The sequence below is a fragment of the Thermodesulfobacterium hveragerdense DSM 12571 genome (assembly GCF_000423845.1).
Taxonomy (GTDB): domain Bacteria; phylum Desulfobacterota; class Thermodesulfobacteria; order Thermodesulfobacteriales; family Thermodesulfobacteriaceae; genus Thermodesulfobacterium; species Thermodesulfobacterium hveragerdense.
The window spans coordinates 1-16,351 of record NZ_AUIT01000032.1; the positions used below are offsets into that span (position 1 = coordinate 1).

Annotated in this window: 18 protein-coding genes; 6 read left to right on the forward strand and 12 right to left on the reverse strand. The window is 38.0% G+C overall.

Annotation, left to right across the window (positions count from 1 at the left end; translation table 11 throughout):
• Positions 1–165: 165 nt before the first annotated feature.
• Positions 166–309: a hypothetical protein gene (locus G580_RS11540; protein WP_156874813.1), complete on the forward strand. Its 144-nt coding sequence runs from the start codon at positions 166–168 to the stop codon at positions 307–309.
• Positions 310–430: 121 nt separating this feature from the next.
• Here the strand turns inward: G580_RS11540 and amrA are convergent, their stop codons facing one another.
• The 11 genes from amrA to G580_RS0108325 form a co-directional block, all read right to left on the reverse strand.
• Entirely contained in the window at positions 431–988 is a 558-nt protein-coding gene (amrA, locus tag G580_RS0108275; RefSeq protein ID WP_028841759.1) for an AmmeMemoRadiSam system protein A, read from the reverse strand.
• A gap of 7 nt (positions 989–995) precedes the next feature.
• Complete coding sequence (locus tag G580_RS10600) at positions 996–1,757, reverse strand: DsbC family protein (protein WP_051173313.1); 762 nt, start codon at positions 1,755–1,757, stop codon at positions 996–998.
• Positions 1,758–1,778: 21 nt separating this feature from the next.
• Positions 1,779–2,306, reverse strand: a complete 528-nt coding sequence (locus G580_RS0108285) for a nitroreductase family protein (RefSeq protein ID WP_028841760.1) — start codon at positions 2,304–2,306, stop codon at positions 1,779–1,781.
• The gene (locus tag G580_RS0108290; protein WP_028841761.1) at positions 2,272–2,985 is read right to left on the reverse strand and encodes a flavodoxin family protein; all 714 of its coding nucleotides are present in this window, start codon (positions 2,983–2,985) and stop codon (positions 2,272–2,274) included. Before G580_RS0108290 ends, G580_RS0108285 begins: the two co-directional genes overlap by 35 nt.
• A complete protein-coding gene (locus tag G580_RS0108295) occupies positions 2,982–3,890 on the reverse strand; it encodes a spermine/spermidine synthase domain-containing protein (RefSeq protein ID WP_028841762.1) in 909 nt (302 codons plus the stop codon). Before G580_RS0108295 ends, G580_RS0108290 begins: the two co-directional genes overlap by 4 nt.
• Before the next feature lie 84 nt (positions 3,891–3,974).
• Complete coding sequence (locus G580_RS0108300) at positions 3,975–4,892, reverse strand: DnaJ domain-containing protein (protein WP_028841763.1); 918 nt, start codon at positions 4,890–4,892, stop codon at positions 3,975–3,977.
• Positions 4,893–4,997: 105 nt separating this feature from the next.
• The gene (locus G580_RS10605) at positions 4,998–5,549 is read right to left on the reverse strand and encodes a deoxycytidylate deaminase (protein ID WP_038041945.1); all 552 of its coding nucleotides are present in this window, start codon (positions 5,547–5,549) and stop codon (positions 4,998–5,000) included.
• Positions 5,550–5,555: 6 nt separating this feature from the next.
• Positions 5,556–6,794, reverse strand: a complete 1,239-nt coding sequence (glyA, locus tag G580_RS0108310; protein ID WP_028841764.1) for a serine hydroxymethyltransferase — start codon at positions 6,792–6,794, stop codon at positions 5,556–5,558.
• A 54-nt stretch (positions 6,795–6,848) separates the two neighbouring features.
• A complete protein-coding gene (locus G580_RS10610; protein ID WP_051173314.1) occupies positions 6,849–7,754 on the reverse strand; it encodes a glycosyltransferase family 2 protein in 906 nt (301 codons plus the stop codon).
• Between the two features lie 3 nt (positions 7,755–7,757).
• On the reverse strand, positions 7,758–8,876 hold the full coding sequence (locus tag G580_RS0108320; protein WP_038041947.1) for a DegT/DnrJ/EryC1/StrS family aminotransferase: 1,119 nt from the start codon (positions 8,874–8,876) through the stop codon (positions 7,758–7,760).
• Positions 8,877–8,902: 26 nt separating this feature from the next.
• Complete coding sequence (locus G580_RS0108325) at positions 8,903–9,967, reverse strand: Gfo/Idh/MocA family protein (protein ID WP_038041949.1); 1,065 nt, start codon at positions 9,965–9,967, stop codon at positions 8,903–8,905.
• Between the two features lie 69 nt (positions 9,968–10,036).
• On the opposite strand from G580_RS0108325, the gene G580_RS0108330 reads away from it, so the two are divergent.
• Positions 10,037–11,416 carry an ArnT family glycosyltransferase gene (locus G580_RS0108330; RefSeq protein ID WP_028841767.1) on the forward strand — a complete coding sequence of 460 codons (1,380 nt, stop codon included), beginning with the start codon at positions 10,037–10,039 and terminating at the stop codon, positions 11,414–11,416.
• On the opposite strand, the gene G580_RS0108335 is transcribed toward G580_RS0108330, so the two are convergent.
• Positions 11,417–12,712, reverse strand: coding sequence for a replication-associated recombination protein A (locus G580_RS0108335; RefSeq protein ID WP_028841768.1), 1,296 nt, complete (start codon positions 12,710–12,712; stop codon positions 11,417–11,419).
• Positions 12,713–12,905: 193 nt separating this feature from the next.
• Between G580_RS0108335 and rpsL the strand changes: the two genes are divergently transcribed.
• The 4 genes from rpsL to G580_RS11125 all read left to right on the forward strand — a co-directional run.
• Positions 12,906–13,277 carry a 30S ribosomal protein S12 gene (gene rpsL, locus G580_RS0108340; RefSeq protein ID WP_028841769.1) on the forward strand — a complete coding sequence of 124 codons (372 nt, stop codon included), beginning with the start codon at positions 12,906–12,908 and terminating at the stop codon, positions 13,275–13,277.
• Between the two features lie 20 nt (positions 13,278–13,297).
• On the forward strand, positions 13,298–13,771 hold the full coding sequence (rpsG, locus tag G580_RS0108345; protein WP_028841770.1) for a 30S ribosomal protein S7: 474 nt from the start codon (positions 13,298–13,300) through the stop codon (positions 13,769–13,771).
• Between the two features lie 87 nt (positions 13,772–13,858).
• Complete coding sequence (gene fusA / locus G580_RS0108350; protein ID WP_028841771.1) at positions 13,859–15,943, forward strand: elongation factor G; 2,085 nt, start codon at positions 13,859–13,861, stop codon at positions 15,941–15,943.
• A 27-nt stretch (positions 15,944–15,970) separates the two neighbouring features.
• The coding region (locus tag G580_RS11125) for a GTP-binding protein (protein WP_211211388.1) at positions 15,971–16,351 on the forward strand (381 nt) is incomplete at its 3' end.

Genomic DNA, 16,351 nt, shown 5'->3' on the forward strand with positions numbered 1-16,351 from the left:
AGGAGAAGGATAGAGATGGTTAGATGGAGGTTGATAGAGATAGCGGGGAAGATAGTTAGTAAGGCGAGGCAATTAATTTTGAAGGTTGTGGTGGGGGTTGACAAGTTTAGGGAGTATTTGAGTATAAAAACACGTTTAGAGGAGTTAAAAGGGTTGGTGTGAAAGGTGGGGTTAGTAGAGTTTGTATATGGGGAGATTAAGAGAGGATATGGGAGAAATATGTTTAGAATCAGGGGAAAAAGATTGAGAGGAGTAGTTACAGGTAGAGAATGGAATAGATTTTATATGAGAGTTGGGGAAGAACTATAGAAAGTAACTAAGGATTATGATTTTTAAGTTTAAAGATTAAAGAAAGATTTTTGATTTTATTCTCTATCGGCAAATTAGGGACCAGTTGATAAGCCTATTTAGAATAGACAAAAAGGCTTGATTAGTTTTTAAAAAATTCGCTTTCTTTAAAAACCTCTGCCGTAAAAAGATAGATTTCTACGTCTTTTTCCTTATAACAGTTAGGGTGAAGGCCAGCTTTAAGACAGAGATGTTCTAAAAAGGTCTTTTTATCCCAACCATACTCTAAAGGTACCTGAGGAAGGAGTACGCCTCGATAAAAGCCTTTGATCAAATATACTCCGTGTTTCCCTACCTCTATCTCTTCTATAGTTCCTTTTTTAAGAGGAGATAGCACTGAAATCTCTATTTCTGTAAAAGTAAGTTCCTCCTTGGTAAGGGGTGGAAACCTTGGGTCTTTAAAGGCTGCAGAAATAGCCATTTCTTGGATTACTTGATAGAGAGGGTATAAAGGTTCGATAATCCCGATACACCCTCTCAGATTGCCTTCCTTAAGCAAGGTCACAAAAGCCCCTCTCTTTTGTTTAAGAGAGGGGTATTTGTCTGATGGGTTAATTAGTTCATAATTTCCTCTAAAATGGTCTTCTAAGGTCTTCCTTGCCAGTTTTAAACAAAAAAGTTTTTCTTGAATGGTTAACATGTGGGGTTTATTTTAAGTTAAACTTCTTGAGAATAAACTCTGGACCTCCCCAGCCTATTATAACTTCTCCGTCTGGGAAGATAAAAGCAGGGGTTCCGGTTACTCCTATTTTGTTAAACATAAAATTTATGTTTTTTTCTATCTTTTCTTTTCCTGAGGCACAAAGATTAGCCCCTTTATATCCTTGTATAAGGTCTTGAAATCCTTTTTTATCACAGATAAGGGAGATAGATTTATTTTTGGCCTCGGGATGTAAAGACTCTAAAGGTAAAAGTATGGTTTTAACCGTAATCTTCCCTTCTTTAGCCAGGTTTTCTAACACAGGTTCAGCACGTTTACAGACAGGACAATCAGGGTCAGTAATAAAGTATACTACGTTAGGAGAGTTGCCATAGGTAAGGTCAACAAGCTTTTCTACCTCGGACAGCGTGTTTTTATCAAGCACTTTTTTGTTTAATTTTTCCATCTCTTCTCTCACAATCTCTTTTTTTTGTGCTATGTCAATGATGTTCCCACTTATGATGTAATTTCCTTTTGCGTCAGTATAAAATAAAGTTTTGTTAAACTCTGATAGTTTAATCACTACTTTACATAATCCTGGAATCGGTGATTTTTCTATTTTTTCTATTTGAATTCCAGGCTGCAAACTATCTAATTTTTTTTGAAACTCTTGTACTGTAGGACAACCGCCTGAACCTCCTAATCCTTTATTACACCCTATTAAAAAGAAACTCAAGCTTAACATCAAAGGAATGATTTTTTTGGTCATGAGAACCCCCTTTTGAGTGTTTTAAATTTCTTTGATGATGAAGTTTTCTAAAGGTTGTCTGGAAGCCCTTTTACTTTGATCATCTGGATATCCTAAGGCGATAAAAGCTGCAAGTTCGTATTTTTCCTTAGGTAAAGAAAGGACTTCTTTTACTTTTTCCTCGTTTTTTAAGATTTCACCTAACCAACAGGCCCCAAGACCAGAGGCATGGGCTGCAAGCAAGATGTTTTGTATACAGGCCCCTGCAGATTGGTGATCTTTTATCTGATGGTACATCCTGTCTTTGTCTAAAAACACACCGATTAAAACCGAAGCCTTTTTGACGATTTCATGATATCTGGTTAAGGCTGCCAACTTTTGTTTTATTTCCTCAGCCCAAACGATTACAAACCTCCAAGGTTGGTTGTTTAACCCAGAAGGAGCCCATATACCAGCTTCTAACAATCGATAGATTAACTCCTTGTTAGGCTTTTGTTCTAAATACCTTCTTATGCTCCTTCTATCAAAAATAGCCTTAAACACCGCTTCTTTTAACCTGTCTTTTTCCATAGCCTTCTTTGTCTATGTTTATAAAATTTAAACTTGCGATAACCTCTTTTCTGATGGTTTCAAGAAGACTTTTGTTATAAAAAAAGGTTAAATCTGTAGGCATGCCTTTAAGTCTCGCTATAGTCCTTGTGGTTAAGATACCGATGTTTATCGCATCCATCAAGGCTTTATCATCATAAATAGCTTCCTCCGCCTTATGTGAGTATGCGATCCCCCAAGGTGGGATGATAGCCCCCATTGAGGTCATGGTAGTAATGATATAACCTCCTGTCCAGGCTCCCCCTTCGTCTGCCCCTACAGCTATAGCACCTACTACTTTTCCTTCGAGATAACTTGGTTCTCCGTAGGAAACCATGTTTTCAAGACACGTCATACGGTCTATCAGATTTTTTAACTGGCCAGATGGGGCAAACCAGTAAATAGGGGTAGAAAAGATAATACCGTCTGCTTCATAGATTTTTTCTAAAATGATTTTGCCATAATCTTCAAATATGCAGGGAAACTTACATTTAGGTTCTTCGTCATGGATACACCCTATACAGGGTTTAATTTCCCCGTCGTAAACACTTACCAGCTCAGTTTCAGCTCCTTCTCTTTCTGCCCCTTTTAGGGCGGCAAGTAAAAGTTGAGCAGACCCACCTGTTTTATGAGGCGAACCTAACACCCCTAAGACCCTCATACCGCCAAAGCCTCCCTCCAGAATTTAGGAAGACCAAAGGCTGAGCGGTGTATTTCGTGAGAATAAAAGTATACATTAGGTAATTCTTTCCATTTTGGAACTTCTGGGTTAGGATAGGAGCATCTCATGATAAAAGCATTGTCACTACCAAAAGAGGGTATGTTAGTTCTATAGCAAAAAACCTCTTTTTCAGGATAAACTTTTCTAAAAGTTTTGTAAGTTTCTGTAAGGATGTTTTTCATCGTAAACGGAGTGCCACATTGTTGTACAACCACACCTTTAGGACAAAGTTTATAAAGCATCTGGTGAAATTTTATCCCAAACAGGGCATGAGAAAGCTCCTGGGTGACCCCTTTTTCACTTATGTCAGGGTCTGTAGAGTCGATGATTACCAAATCAAAGGTCTTCCCTTCTTCTAAATACCTTTGCACCATAACATAAGCATCCTCTACTATCAGTTTGAGCCTGGGGTCCTTAGGGTCTTCAGGCAGCAGCTCTGGGAAGTATTCTTCTACTAACTTAGGTATTTTAGGGTCTATGTCTACGATGACCACTTGTTCTATCTCAGGATATTTCAAAAGTTCCCTTGCTGCCCCATAGTCTCCCCCGCCACAGATCAAGGCTCTCTTAATACTACCTTCAGGGGTTGATTGAACAGGGATATGCACCAGAGATTCATGGTAGATAAACTCATCTCTTGAGGTAAACTGGAGGTTATTGTTGATAAAAAGCATCTTACCCCAAAACTTATTTTCTAAAATAAAAATATTTTGCATCCCTGATTCAGCATAAATAATGGTTCCTAAATAAGAATAAACATAATCTGTGTTTACAAATTCTCCAAAAAGTACCCTTACGCCTTTGGTTTCAGTGGGAAGGGCTTTACTCATAATATCTTTGACCATAAGAAACCCCTTTCAAGGATGTTTTAGAGAAAGTTAATGTTTAATCCAAATTTTAAAACTTTTAAGAGGTTTGTCAACAAAGAATTAAAGCCCTAAATTTTTAAGTTTTTCTATTGATTTTTTTTGCTCTTCAGTAAGGTCTTTTGGTATTTTAGGAACTAAAACCACATAAATATCCCCTCGTTTTTCTCCGGTGATGGGGAGGCCTAACCCTCTAAGTCTGAGTTTAGCTCCAGGTTTGGTTAAAGGTGGAACTTTGGCTTTAACCTTTTTCCCTTCAGGGGTTTGTATTTCTATTTCATCTCCTAAGAAAAAACTGCTAATAGGAAGTTCTTTTTCTATGATAAGATTACTGTCTTCAACCTTATAACCTGAATAGGGTATTATTTTTATTCTAAGAAGGTATTCCTTTGTGGTTTTCCCTGATTTCTTTTTTATCCTCAGGATTTGTCCGTCTTTTACGTTTTGAGGAATTTTGATCTTTATGGTTTCGTAGGTTCCTGGAAGAATAACCTCTTTTTCCCTGCCTTTTATAATCTCGTCAGTAGTAAGAGGAAGATCTAATTGTATGGTTTCATAAACCTCACCAAAGGGGCTAAAATCTTCTTCTCCTCCAAAGTGGGTTCCAAAGAGGTTGCTAAAAATGTCCCCTAAGTCAAAAATAAATGTTCTGCTTCCCCTTTTGTTTTTTTTAAAAAATCCCCCTAAATCAATTCCTATGTCTCTAAAGATGGTCTCGAAATCGAAATCTCTAAAGATGTCTTCTTGAGTATATCTTCTCTGGAATTCTGTTGACCCATAAAGGTCATAAAGTTTTCTTTTCTCAGGGTCTGATAAAACAGCATAGGCTTCATTTATTTCTTTAAACTTTTCCTCAGCTTCTTTGTTGCCTTTGTTTCTATCAGGATGATATTTCATGGCCAGTTTACGATAGGCCTTTTTAATTTCTTCTTGCGTAGCATTTCTTGGAACTCCAAGGATCTCATAATAATCCTTAGACATAAACCTACCCTCCAGTTTCCTTTTGATATAAAAAGGCCTGTTTTTATACAAAAAATAAGACTTTTTGGGCCAAAAATCAACAGAAAGCGTTGAAAAAGTAAAGTTTTATTCCGTAGGTTGGAGTCTTCTTTGAGAGGTAGGGTATGGGAGGATGGTTGAAAGGGCTTTTATGGTTTCTTCTGATACGATAACCTGCTTGAAAACTTTGATTCCCGCTTCTTTTATGGCCTCTTTCCAAAAAAGGTCTCTTTCAAAATCTCTGCTTTCGTAGTCATATTCATAGTATACTTCTTTGATTCCAGCAGAAGCGATTAATTTTAGACAAACATAACAAGGAGCAAGCGTACAGTAGAGACTGGCTCCTTCTACTGAAATTCCAAATCTTGCTGCTTGAGCGATCGCGTTAGCCTCAGCATGGGTAGCCCTACAAAAATTATACTTATCTATGTCTGGGATCCCCTTTTCTCTTCTAAAACAATAGGTGGGTCCTTTATCTGTACAATGCCAAGCCCCAGGCATGGGTCCGTTGTATCCGGTAGCTAAAATCCTTTTGTCTTTTACTATCACCGCGCCTGTAGGCCTGGAATTACATCCGGACCTTAGCGCAACCATCTTTGCTATAACCATAAAATATTCATGCCAGCTTGGACGTTCCATGAGATGTTACCTCTTGTAAAAAGGGAACCTTTCACAAATCTCTCTTATTTTTTGCCTTATCTCTTTACGCAATCCTTCTTTATCTGGATTTTTCAAAACAGCACACATGTATTGAGCAACCTCTTCTACCTCTTTTTCCTTCAATCCTCTGGTAGTAATTGCTGGGGTTCCTATCCTGATCCCGCTGGTAATTCTTGGAGGACGTGGGTCAAAAGGGATAGCATTTTTGTTTACTGTAATACCTGCCTCTTCTAAGAGTTTTTCAGCCTCTGTACCGGTAAGGCCATTTACCGAAACGTCTACCAAAATCAAATGATTATCTGTACCACCGGCAACGATCCTAAAACCTTCAGCTTTAAACACTTCCGCTATAGTTTTAGCGTTTTTAACCACCTGTTGTTGATAGGTTTTAAACTCAGGCTCTAAGGCCTGTTTAAAACAAACAGCTTTAGCAGCTATTACGTTCATGTGAGGACCACCTTGTATACCTGGAAAAACCGTTTTATCGATTATTTTTGCAAACTTTTCTTTACAAAGAATAAATCCACCTCTTGGTCCTCTTAAGGTTTTATGGGTGGTTGAGGTCACAAAATCAGCATAAGGAAGGGGTGAAGGATGGATACCTGCAGCTACTAACCCTGCTATATGCGCCATGTCTACCATCAAGAAAGCTCCTACTTCCTGGGATATCTGATAGAAAGCTTCAAAGTCTATGGTTCTGGGATAAGCACTTGCTCCTGCCACTATTATCTTGGGTTTATGTTCAAGGGCTAACCTTCTTACCTCGTCGTAGTCGATGGTCTCTGTTTCCCTTGATACACCATAATGAACGATTTTGTAAAGTTTCCCGGAAAAATTAACGGAAGCTCCGTGAGAAAGATGGCCTCCATGCGAGAGGTTCATAGAAAGTATGGTGTCTCCAGGAGTTAATACAGCAAAATATACAGCCATGTTAGCCTGGGTGCCAGAATGAGGCTGTACGTTAGCGTGCTCAGCCCCAAAAAGCATCTTTACTCTTTCTATGGCAAGTTTTTCTACCTCGTCTACGTAAGCACATCCCCCGTAATAACGAGCCTCTGGATATCCTTCAGCATATTTGTTCATCAAATAAGAACCCTCTGCCTCCATGATAGACTCATGGGCTAAGTTTTCTGAAGCTATCATCTCAAGCTGATATTCCTGTCTGTCTCTTTCTTTTTGGATTAACTCCCAGATATCTGGGTCTAATGTTTTTAAAAGTGACATTACCTTATCCCTCCATAAAAATTTCTCTTTAGATAAGTCAATTTTACCAGGTTTTTAAATTTCTTCTACTTGAAAAACTCCTTCTTTTTGAGCCTGGTTGAACCGAGCTAAGTTTTTCCAGATTAAATAACAGATAGAGGTATAGCCTAAGTTAAAAAATTCTAAGACCCAAAATTTAGGAGAAAACTTTACAGCTAAAACCAAAAGTATTATCCCCATACCTATCGAGGACCAAAAGTTAATTTTAAAAAATTTTTCATAAAAACGGGCATTTCTAAGCACAAAGGGGATGGTAAGAAGTTCTCTTACTACCTCAAAGGTTCGTTTTAGGTTATAATGAGATTTTCCATATATCCTTGGACGGTCAACTATAGGTACCTCACATACCTCTTGGTTTTTAACCCCGAAGAGAGCTGGTAAAAACCTGTGAAAACCATGGGGTATTTGATATTTTTTTGGTATAGGTGAAAGATAGGCCTTTAACGAGCACCCATTATCCCTTACTTTTAACCCTGTAAAAACACTGATTAACCAATTGGCTATTCTTGACGGAAGGACTCTTATCCAGAAGTTTTCCTTTCTTTTTAACCTAAAACCAGTGGCTACCTTATACCCTGTTTCCAGTTTCTCTATTAGATCTTTGATATACTTAGGGTCGTTTTGGCCGTCTCCGTCCATAGAAACGATGATATCTCCAGTAGCTTTTTGAAAGCCTGCAGTAAGGCCTGCTGCCTCTCCCCGGTTGCTATCCATGTTTAGTATTCTTAAAAAAGGATCTTTTCTTTTTAATTCTTTAAGGATTTCTAAAGTCCTGTCTGTGCTTCCGTCGTTGACAAAGATGATTTCGTATTGATACCCTTTAGAAGACTTTAAGGTTTCAAGAACAGCTTTAGCTTCTTGATAAACTATAGGAACGTTTCCTTCCTCGTTATGAACAGGCACGATGAGAGAAATCTTCATAAGCTATCCCTGTTTTTGAAAAAATTCCCTTATACAGCTTATGACATAGTTTATTTCTTCGTCAGTTAACTCAGGATACATAGGAATAGCGAGAGATTCTTTGGCTAACCTTTCTGCTACAGGAAGGCTTAAAGATTTTTGATAGGTGTTTTGATATCCTTTGTGTAAATGTAAAGGAATAGGATAATAATAACCTGTTCCTACGCCTTTTTCTTTTAAAAAGGAGACCAACTCATCTCTAAAAGGAGTTCTTATCACATACCTATGATAAACACTTTGTCTGTATTCAGGATCAAGAGGAGGTAAGATGAGGTCTTTAAGGTCAGAAAGCCCTTCGTGGTATTTTTGAGCTATTTCTCTTCTTTTCTCATTTTTTTTATCTAAGGTTTTAAGCCTTGCATTAAGGATGGCAGCTTGAAGTTCGTCAAGTCTTGAGTTAAACCCAAAAAAATGAGAATGGTTTTTTTCTACCTGTCCATGCACTCTTAGAAACTTAATCTTAAAGGCTAATTCATCATCATTGGTAACAATCGCTCCTCCATCTCCTATACAGTTAAGGTTTTTAACAGGTCCACAGCTAAAACATCCTACTTTCCCAAAAGTTCCTACTTTTTTACCCTTATAGGTTGCTCCATGAGCATGAGAAGCATCCTCGATAAGGATAACTTCATACTTTTCACAAAAATCAAGTATTTCATCCATCTCTGCAGGATGTCCATACATATGAACCAGTATCAAGGCTTTGGTTTTAGGGTTTAATTTAGAATAAAGGTCGTTTAAATCTGGACCAAAGGTTTTAGGGTCTACATCTACTAAGACAGGGGTTGCTCCTGCCCAATGGATTACCTCTAAGTCTGCGATAAACGCATTGGCTTGAAGTAAAACCTCATCCCCTTTTCCGATCCCACAGGCTATAAGAGCCATAAGTAAGGCTGTACTTCCGCAACTACACCCAAAGGCATATTTTACTCCTAAGTATTCAGCCCAATTTTTTTCAAACTCCTGCAAATACTTTCCGTTTAAAATCTGCATAGAATTAAAAACTTCTTCCCATCCCTGGTACACTTCTTGTCTTATCTCTTCCCAAGACCTTTTCAAGTCTAAAAGAGGAATTTTTTTCATCTTAAACCCCTTTATAGAATTTTTGTTTATTTTTGACCTAATTTACAGGCTATAGGTTCAAAGGGAAATTTTATTTCTTTTTCTGTTTCTGCAGATTCATAAAGACCGATGATAGCTTCTAAAGAAGGTATGGCTTCCTCTCCAACCACCAACCAAGGATCTTTTTCAGAACTGCTAAAATATTTCATCGCAGACCTTAAGTAAGTAAAATGAGACCATCCTAAGGGATGGTCAGGATTTTTTTCAAAACCTGAGACAAAACCTTCTATGTTTTCTATCCCATCTATGGCTAAATGGTCTAATCTGTTCATAGCAAAACCACCAAGGACAGCCGAACCTTTTTCTGCCAACACTACCAATTCAGCCTTTAAGTCTTTAGGACGAGAACACGTAGTAGCCTCAATCGTGCCTAAGGCCCCGTTTTTGAACTTAAACACACCAACTAAAAGGTCTTCTGCCTCTATATTTACCAAGTAGGTCCCCATCTTGGCAAAAACACTCTCTATCGGACCTCCTAAGTAATAAAGCATGTCTACAAAATGACATCCTTGCTGGGCTAAAGCTCCTCCATCAAAGGCCCAAGTGCCTCTCCAGGCGGCAGAGTCATAATATCTTTGGTCTCTACTCCAGTAAAATTTAGCAGAAAACAAAACAGGATTACCTAAAAGATTTTTAGATAAAGCCTCTTTTAGCTTTTGTACAGGAAGGTTAGCCCGATTTTGAAAGATGGTAACCAGTTTAAGCTGTTTTTTTTGAGCAAGATTAACCAAACGTTCGGCATCTTTGAGGGTAAGAGCCAGAGGTTTTTCTACCAAAAGATGTCTCCCAAATTTTTCAAGAATAATTTCTCCTACTTCAGCATGCATGCCTGAAGGAAGACAAAGGTCTACTACTTCTATGTTTTCTTTCTTAAGCATTTCTTGATAATCAGTATATGGCTTAGCAGAAAGGGCTTCAGCAAACTTTTTTGCTCTCTCTGGCACTACATCAGAAACTGCAACCACCTCTACTTCTTCTGGCAAAGCTTGATAGATTTTTAGATGCCTTTCTGCTGCCTTCCCACAACCTATAATAGCTAGTTTAACTTTCATCTTTCTCCTCACTTTAAAATAAATAAACCTATACTAAAATATACCTAAAAATTTTCTTGTAAAGGCATTATGAACTTAAAAACTCAAGTTTTTCTGGTTTTATTTCTTACGACACTTTCTTTTTTGATCTTTTCCTTTTTTCAACCCCCCTCATCTTATCAAGAGTTAAGAAGAGCCATTTTAGTCAAAGAAACCGTAAAAGATTTTAAAATTTTTCAAACCTATAACGGAGAACCTTATTTTACAAAACCTCCCCTCTATACATGGATAGCTTCAGTTTGGAGTAAACCCTTTTCTTCTGACCCAGATAAACTGGTTTTTGGTCTGAGATGTTTTTCAGTTTTTTGTTATACACTCTTCTTTTTAGTATTTATAAAGTTCTTTAATAAAGATTGGCAGTCTACCTTTTTTTCTTTAATCATGCTTTTAGCTAATCTGCGTTTTCTTTCTTTTTTCAACAGGATAGATATAGAACCTTTGTTTGTTTTGTTTTCCTTTTTGATGTTTTATTTTTCCTACCTTTATTTATTTGTGGTCCCTAAAAGGATTTATCAATATCTTTTTTATGTGTTTCTAACGGCAGGTGTTTTAACCAGGGGTCCTTTAAACTTTTTTTATCTTCCTGGACTTCTTGTTTATGGTTTTTTAACCAAAGATAAAAAGGTTTTCAACCTTTTGTTAAATCCTTTAGGGTGGTTAATACTACTGATTCCTTCTTTAGGTTGGTATGGTTATGGATATGTAGCTTTTGGTAAAGAAATATTTAAAGAGTTTTTTAATACTGACGTCAAAACTCGTCTGCTCGATCAAGCCAGAGATCCCTGGTATTATTACTTTAAACACCTTTTCCTTAATTTCTGGTTTGGCTTTATTTTGCTTTTTTATCTGTTTTGGAAACAAAAAGCTTATCATAAAGAAAGGACGAAAAAGATTTGGCATAAACTTAGACAAAACAGAGAATTTCTTTTCTTATCAATAGTGGCTTTACTGCCGGTGGTTTTGTTAAGTTTTACCGGGAAAAAGTTTGATAAATATCTTCTTTGGGTCTATTCTTTTTGGGCTATAATCCTTTCTAAGATTTTCGTTGAAAATTTCTCCACGTCTTTTCTTTTGATTTTAAAAAAGTTTTTGTTAGGTTTAGTCTTGATAAACTTGATTATCCTTGGAACAATAACCTTCCACAATTCAAACCAGCTTTCATATCAACTCCAAGCCATCAAAAGAGAAATCGTTCAAGGTAGTTTAGCCTTTTGGCAAAAGGAAAATCCCATTATCATCTTTTATGCTTCATCTCCGGTTAAAGTTTTAACCACTGAAGAAGACCTATCAAACCTTTTAAACCAAGGATACAATATAATTTCTGAAGAAAAGATACCTCAGGGGAAATTGAAGAAAAACTTTGTAGACCCTTATAAAAAAACGGTTTGGTACGTTTTTTCCAAAAATTAATTATTTATTGTAGTTTTTAAGTCCTTTCCACAAGAGCTTTAAACGTTCTTTAATTTTCTTTTCAATCCCTCGATCTGAGGGGAAGTAAAACTGTTTGGGCTTTAGGTCTTCTGGTAAGTAAGACTGAAAAACAAAACCCTCTTCATAGTCATGGGCATATTTATAGTCTTTTCCATAACCTAAGTTTTTAAGGAGACGAGTAACAGGATTTCTCAGATGTAAAGGGACAGGTAGTTCCTTAGATCTGTCTATCTCTTCATAACAATCATTTAAAGCGCGATAGACAGAGTTACTTTTAGGAGCACTGGCCACATATATAGCTGCTTCTGCCAAAGGCAACTCCCCTTCAGGTTGGCCTAAAAACTCAAAGGCCTCTTTTGCCGCAACCGCTACCACCAAGGCCATAGGGTCGGCAAGCCCTACATCCTCAGCCGCACAAATTATAATCCTTCTTGCTATATAAAGAGGGTCTTCTCCAGATTTGAGCATCCTTGCCAGCCAATAAACAGTAGCATCTGGGTCGCTTCCTCGCATACTTTTATGAAACGCAGATATCAGATTGAAATGTTCATCTCCTGTTTTATCGTATTTTATAGGTTTAAAAAGAAGTTCTTCTCTTAAGTCTTCTAGAGATAAAACCTTTTTCCCATAAGCCTTAGCCAGTTCTAATGACAACTCAAGTAAATTTAAAGCTGATCTGGCGTCTCCACTACTTGCCTCAGCAATTTTTTCTAACACCTCAGGTTCTACGGTTAATTCTTCTTTAGTCTCAGAAAGAACCCGCTCCAACCCTCTTTTAAGTATTAAAAGAATCTCGTCCTTAGAAAGAGGGTTTAAAATAAAAGTTTTTACTCTGGATAGAAGAGGGGATATTAATTCAAACGATGGATTTTCAGTAGTTGCCCCTATGAGGAAGATGTCCCCCTTTTCTAAAAAAGGTAAAAGAAAAGACTGTTGGGTTTTGTTGAACCTATGGATTTCGTCTATAAAAAGCAAGGTAGGTTTGTTTAACCCTTTGAGCTGTTTTGCCTTGGCTAAGATGTCTTTTAGGTCTTTAACCGACGTGTCTACAGCACTTACTACTACGAACTCTGCTTTCAAAGTTTGCCCTACCAAAAAGGCCAGAGAGGTTTTTCCTACCCCAGGAGGCCCCCAAAGAATAAAAGAAAAAGGTTTGCCTTGAATAACTAAGGTTTTTAATAATCCCTTTTCCCCTACCAGATGGGATTGACCTACAAAATCTTCCCAACTTTTGGGCTTTAATTTTTCTGCAAGAGGTGTATAATCAAAACTCATAAAACAATATTAAAATATTTTTAACTTTTTTCAAAAGGCCTTAACAAATTTTTAAAAGATGATATAATAATTAATTGCCACTTATTAAGTTGGTTTTTAGGTTTTGTTTTTTAAGCCTCTTGACAAGAAAAGAAAAAGGGATTATATAAAGGGCTTGTCGTTTTAAAATTTAAAAAGTTTGCAGAGGGAGGATATGCCTACCATCAATCAGTTAGTTAGATTAGGCAGAGAAAAAAAGGTTAAAAGGTCAAAGTCTCCTGCCTTGCAAGGATGTCCTCAAAAAAGAGGAGTTTGTGTTAGGGTTTATACGGTAACCCCTAAAAAACCAAACTCAGCTTTGAGAAAGGTGGCAAGGGTTCGTTTGACCAACGGTATTGAGGTTACTGCTTACATTCCAGGTATAGGGCATAACCTACAAGAGCACTCTGTGGTTCTTGTGAGAGGCGGTCGTGTGAGAGACTTGCCTGGTGTTAGATATAAGATTATAAGAGGTGCCTTAGACGCAGCTGGGGTTCAGAACAGGAAAAAATCTCGTTCTAAATATGGAACTCCAAGGCCTAAATAAAGTGAAAGAGGAGATTTGGTATGCCACGCAAAGGACCAGTGCCTAAAAGAGAGACCCCTCCAGATCCTAAGTATGGAAGTGTTTTGGTAGCTAAGTTTATCAATAATTTAATGAAAGATGGAAAGAAAAATATAGCAAGAAAGATTTTTTATGAGGCCTTAGAAAGGCTGAGAGAAAAATCTGGCGGAGAAGATCCTTTAAAGATTTTTGAAAAGGCTATAGATAACGTTAAGCCTCTTATAGAGACCCGTAGTCGTAGGGTTGGTGGTGCTAACTATCAGGTTCCAGTAGAGGTTAGACCAGATAGGCAAATTTCTCTGGCTATTAAATGGACGATCAATGCTGCACGTGCTCGTAGTGAAAGGACTATGGTGGAAAGGTTGGCTAACGAGCTTTGGGATGCTTATAACGAAAGAGGGGCAGCCATTAAGAAAAGGGACGATACCCATCGTATGGCTGAGTCTAACAGGGTTTTTGCTCATTATCGTTGGTAAATAGTTTTTCTGATGATTTTGATGGCCAATTTTTAAGTAAGGTATTTTTATTTTTTATTTTGAAAAATAAAGGATAGGGTGAGGAAAATGACGCCTGAAGAGTTAAAAATATTGAAAACAACCAGAAACATAGGGTTTGTGGCTCATATAGATGCAGGTAAAACTACTACTACTGAAAGGGTGCTTTATTACACCGGTAAGACCTACAAGATAGGTGAGGTTCATGAAGGAACCGCTACGATGGACTTTATGGTCCAGGAACAGGAGAGGGGGATTACCATTACTTCTGCTTGTACTACTACTTTCTGGAGAGGTCATAGGATAAACATTATCGACACTCCTGGGCATGTAGATTTTACTATAGAGGTGGAAAGAAGTTTAAGGGTTCTTGATGGTGCGGTGGTTATTTTTTGTGCTGTAGGTGGGGTTCAACCTCAGTCAGAAACCGTTTGGAGACAGGCAAACAAATATAAGGTTCCTCGTATAGCATTTATAAATAAGATGGACAGGCTTGGTGCCAATTTTGAAAGTGTGGTTGAACAGATTAGGCAAAAACTTGGGGCTAATCCTCTTCCTTTGCAGATACCTATCGGGGCTGAAGATAGTTTTGTAGGTGTGGTTGATTTGATAGACATGAAGGCTATCGTGTGGGAAGAGGAAACCTTGGGAGCAAAATATCATTATGAAGAAATTCCTGCTTCTTTGAAGGATAAGGCTGAAGAATACAGAATTAAGATGCTTGAAACCTTGGCTGACATAAACGATGAAATCATGGAAAAATATTTAGAAGGAAAGGAGATTAGTCCAGAGGAGATTAAAAAGGCGGTAAGAGAGGCTACGATTAATTTTAAAGCTGTACCAGTTTTGTGTGGATCGGCTTTTAAAAATAAAGGAATTCAGCCTCTTCTTGATGCTATCATAGACTATTTACCAGCTCCTATAGATATTCCTTCTGTAAAGGGAGTTAATCCAGACACCGGTGAGGTTGAAGAAAGGCCTACAGATCCGGATGCTCCTCTTTCTGCTTTGGCTTTTAAGATTATGACAGACCCTTACATAGGAACCCTCACCTTTATTAGGATTTATTCAGGTAGACTTGACAGCGGGATGTCTGTTTATAATTCTACCAAGCGAAAGAAGGAAAGAATAGGGCGTTTAGTAAGAATGCATGCTAACCAGAGAGAAGAAATCTCTGGGGCGTTTGCAGGAGATATTGTGGCTGCTATAGGGTTGAGGGTTACTACTACAGGTGATACTTTGTGTGATGAAGCTCATTCTATAGAGCTTGAAAAATTGGAAATTCCTGAACCAGTTATTTCGGTAGCTGTAGAGCCTAAGACTAAGGCAGACCAAGAAAAACTTTCCATTGCTCTTCAGAAGCTTGCCATAGAAGATCCTTCTTTCAGGGTTACGGTTAACCATGAGACAGGCCAAACCCTTATTTGGGGTATGGGGGAGCTTCATTTGGAAATCATTGTAGATAGATTGATAAGAGAATTTAAGGTAGGGGTTAACGTTGGAAGACCAGAGGTAGCTTATAAAGAAACCATCACTTCTGCTTCAGAAGCAGAGGGTAAATATATAAGGCAAACTGGTGGTAGAGGTCAATATGGACATGTTAAGCTTATAGTTGAGCCCAACCCTGGTAAGGGGGTTGAGTTTGTTTCTGAGATAGTTGGTGGTGTTATTCCTAAGGAATTTATACCTTCGGTAGAAAAAGGTGTAAGAGAGGCTACAAACGAGGGAGTTTTGGCAGGTTATCCGGTAATAGATGTTAAGGTAAGGCTGATTGATGGAAGTTACCATGAGGTAGACTCTTCAGACCTTGCTTTTGCTATAGCTGGTTCCATGGCATTTAAGGATGCTTGTAAAAAGGCCAATCCGGTGTTGCTTGAACCTATTATGAAGGTTGAAATATCTGTTCCTGAGGAGTATTTAGGAGAGGTTTTAGGAGATATTTCTTCCCGTAGAGGAAGGGTTGAAGGGATGGATTTAAGAGGAAACGTTCGTATAATCAATACCTTTGTGCCTTTAGGAGAAATGTTTGGTTATGCAACCACTTTAAGGTCCTTAACTCAGGGTAGAGGAACCTTTATCATGCAATTTTCTCATTATGAGAAGGTTCCAGCACATTTAGCAGAACAAATTATCAAGAAAGCAAAGGGAAGTTAAAAATTTTTAGGATAGGAGGAAGGGAAGATGGCCAAGCAAAAGTTTGAGAGGAAAAAGCCGCATTTAAACGTGGGGACGATTGGGCACATAGACCATGGTAAGACTACTTTAACCAGTGCGATAACGAGGGTATTGTCTACGAAGGGTTATGCGCAGTGGATTCCATTTGATAACATAGACAAGGCACCTGAGGAGAAGGCGAGGGGGATAACGATTCAGCTTGCCCATGTTGAGTATGAGAGTGACAGGAGGCACTATGCACATATAGACTGTCCTGGGCATGCTGACTATATAAAGAACATGATAACTGGTGCAGCACAGATGGATGGATCTATATTGGTGGTGGCGGCAACAGATGGTCCTATGCCGCAGACGAGGGAGCATGTGTTACTTGCGAGGCAGGTTAAC

What these genes read in the sequence shown, in the direction of transcription:
- glyA (WP_028841764.1), bottom strand. Translation starts at nt 6,794, where the DNA reads ATGTCACTTTTAAAAACATTAGACCCAGATATCTGGGAGTTAATCCAA.
- G580_RS0108335 (WP_028841768.1), bottom strand. Translation starts at nt 12,712, where the DNA reads ATGAGTTTTGATTATACACCTCTTGCAGAAAAATTAAAGCCCAAAAGT.
- G580_RS0108290 (WP_028841761.1), bottom strand. Translation starts at nt 2,985, where the DNA reads ATGAGGGTCTTAGGGGTGTTAGGTTCGCCTCATAAAACAGGTGGGTCT.
- G580_RS0108320 (WP_038041947.1), bottom strand. Translation starts at nt 8,876, where the DNA reads ATGAAAAAAATTCCTCTTTTAGACTTGAAAAGGTCTTGGGAAGAGATA.
- G580_RS0108330 (WP_028841767.1), top strand. Translation starts at nt 10,037, where the DNA reads ATGAACTTAAAAACTCAAGTTTTTCTGGTTTTATTTCTTACGACACTT.
- rpsL (WP_028841769.1), top strand. Translation starts at nt 12,906, where the DNA reads ATGCCTACCATCAATCAGTTAGTTAGATTAGGCAGAGAAAAAAAGGTT.
- G580_RS0108295 (WP_028841762.1), bottom strand. Translation starts at nt 3,890, where the DNA reads ATGGTCAAAGATATTATGAGTAAAGCCCTTCCCACTGAAACCAAAGGC.
- G580_RS10610 (WP_051173314.1), bottom strand. Translation starts at nt 7,754, where the DNA reads ATGAAGATTTCTCTCATCGTGCCTGTTCATAACGAGGAAGGAAACGTT.
- G580_RS0108285 (WP_028841760.1), bottom strand. Translation starts at nt 2,306, where the DNA reads ATGGAAAAAGACAGGTTAAAAGAAGCGGTGTTTAAGGCTATTTTTGAT.
- G580_RS0108300 (WP_028841763.1), bottom strand. Translation starts at nt 4,892, where the DNA reads ATGTCTAAGGATTATTATGAGATCCTTGGAGTTCCAAGAAATGCTACG.
- G580_RS10605 (WP_038041945.1), bottom strand. Translation starts at nt 5,549, where the DNA reads ATGGAACGTCCAAGCTGGCATGAATATTTTATGGTTATAGCAAAGATG.
- G580_RS0108325 (WP_038041949.1), bottom strand. Translation starts at nt 9,967, where the DNA reads ATGAAAGTTAAACTAGCTATTATAGGTTGTGGGAAGGCAGCAGAAAGG.
- amrA (WP_028841759.1), bottom strand. Translation starts at nt 988, where the DNA reads ATGTTAACCATTCAAGAAAAACTTTTTTGTTTAAAACTGGCAAGGAAG.
- rpsG (WP_028841770.1), top strand. Translation starts at nt 13,298, where the DNA reads ATGCCACGCAAAGGACCAGTGCCTAAAAGAGAGACCCCTCCAGATCCT.
- fusA (WP_028841771.1), top strand. Translation starts at nt 13,859, where the DNA reads ATGACGCCTGAAGAGTTAAAAATATTGAAAACAACCAGAAACATAGGG.
- G580_RS10600 (WP_051173313.1), bottom strand. Translation starts at nt 1,757, where the DNA reads ATGACCAAAAAAATCATTCCTTTGATGTTAAGCTTGAGTTTCTTTTTA.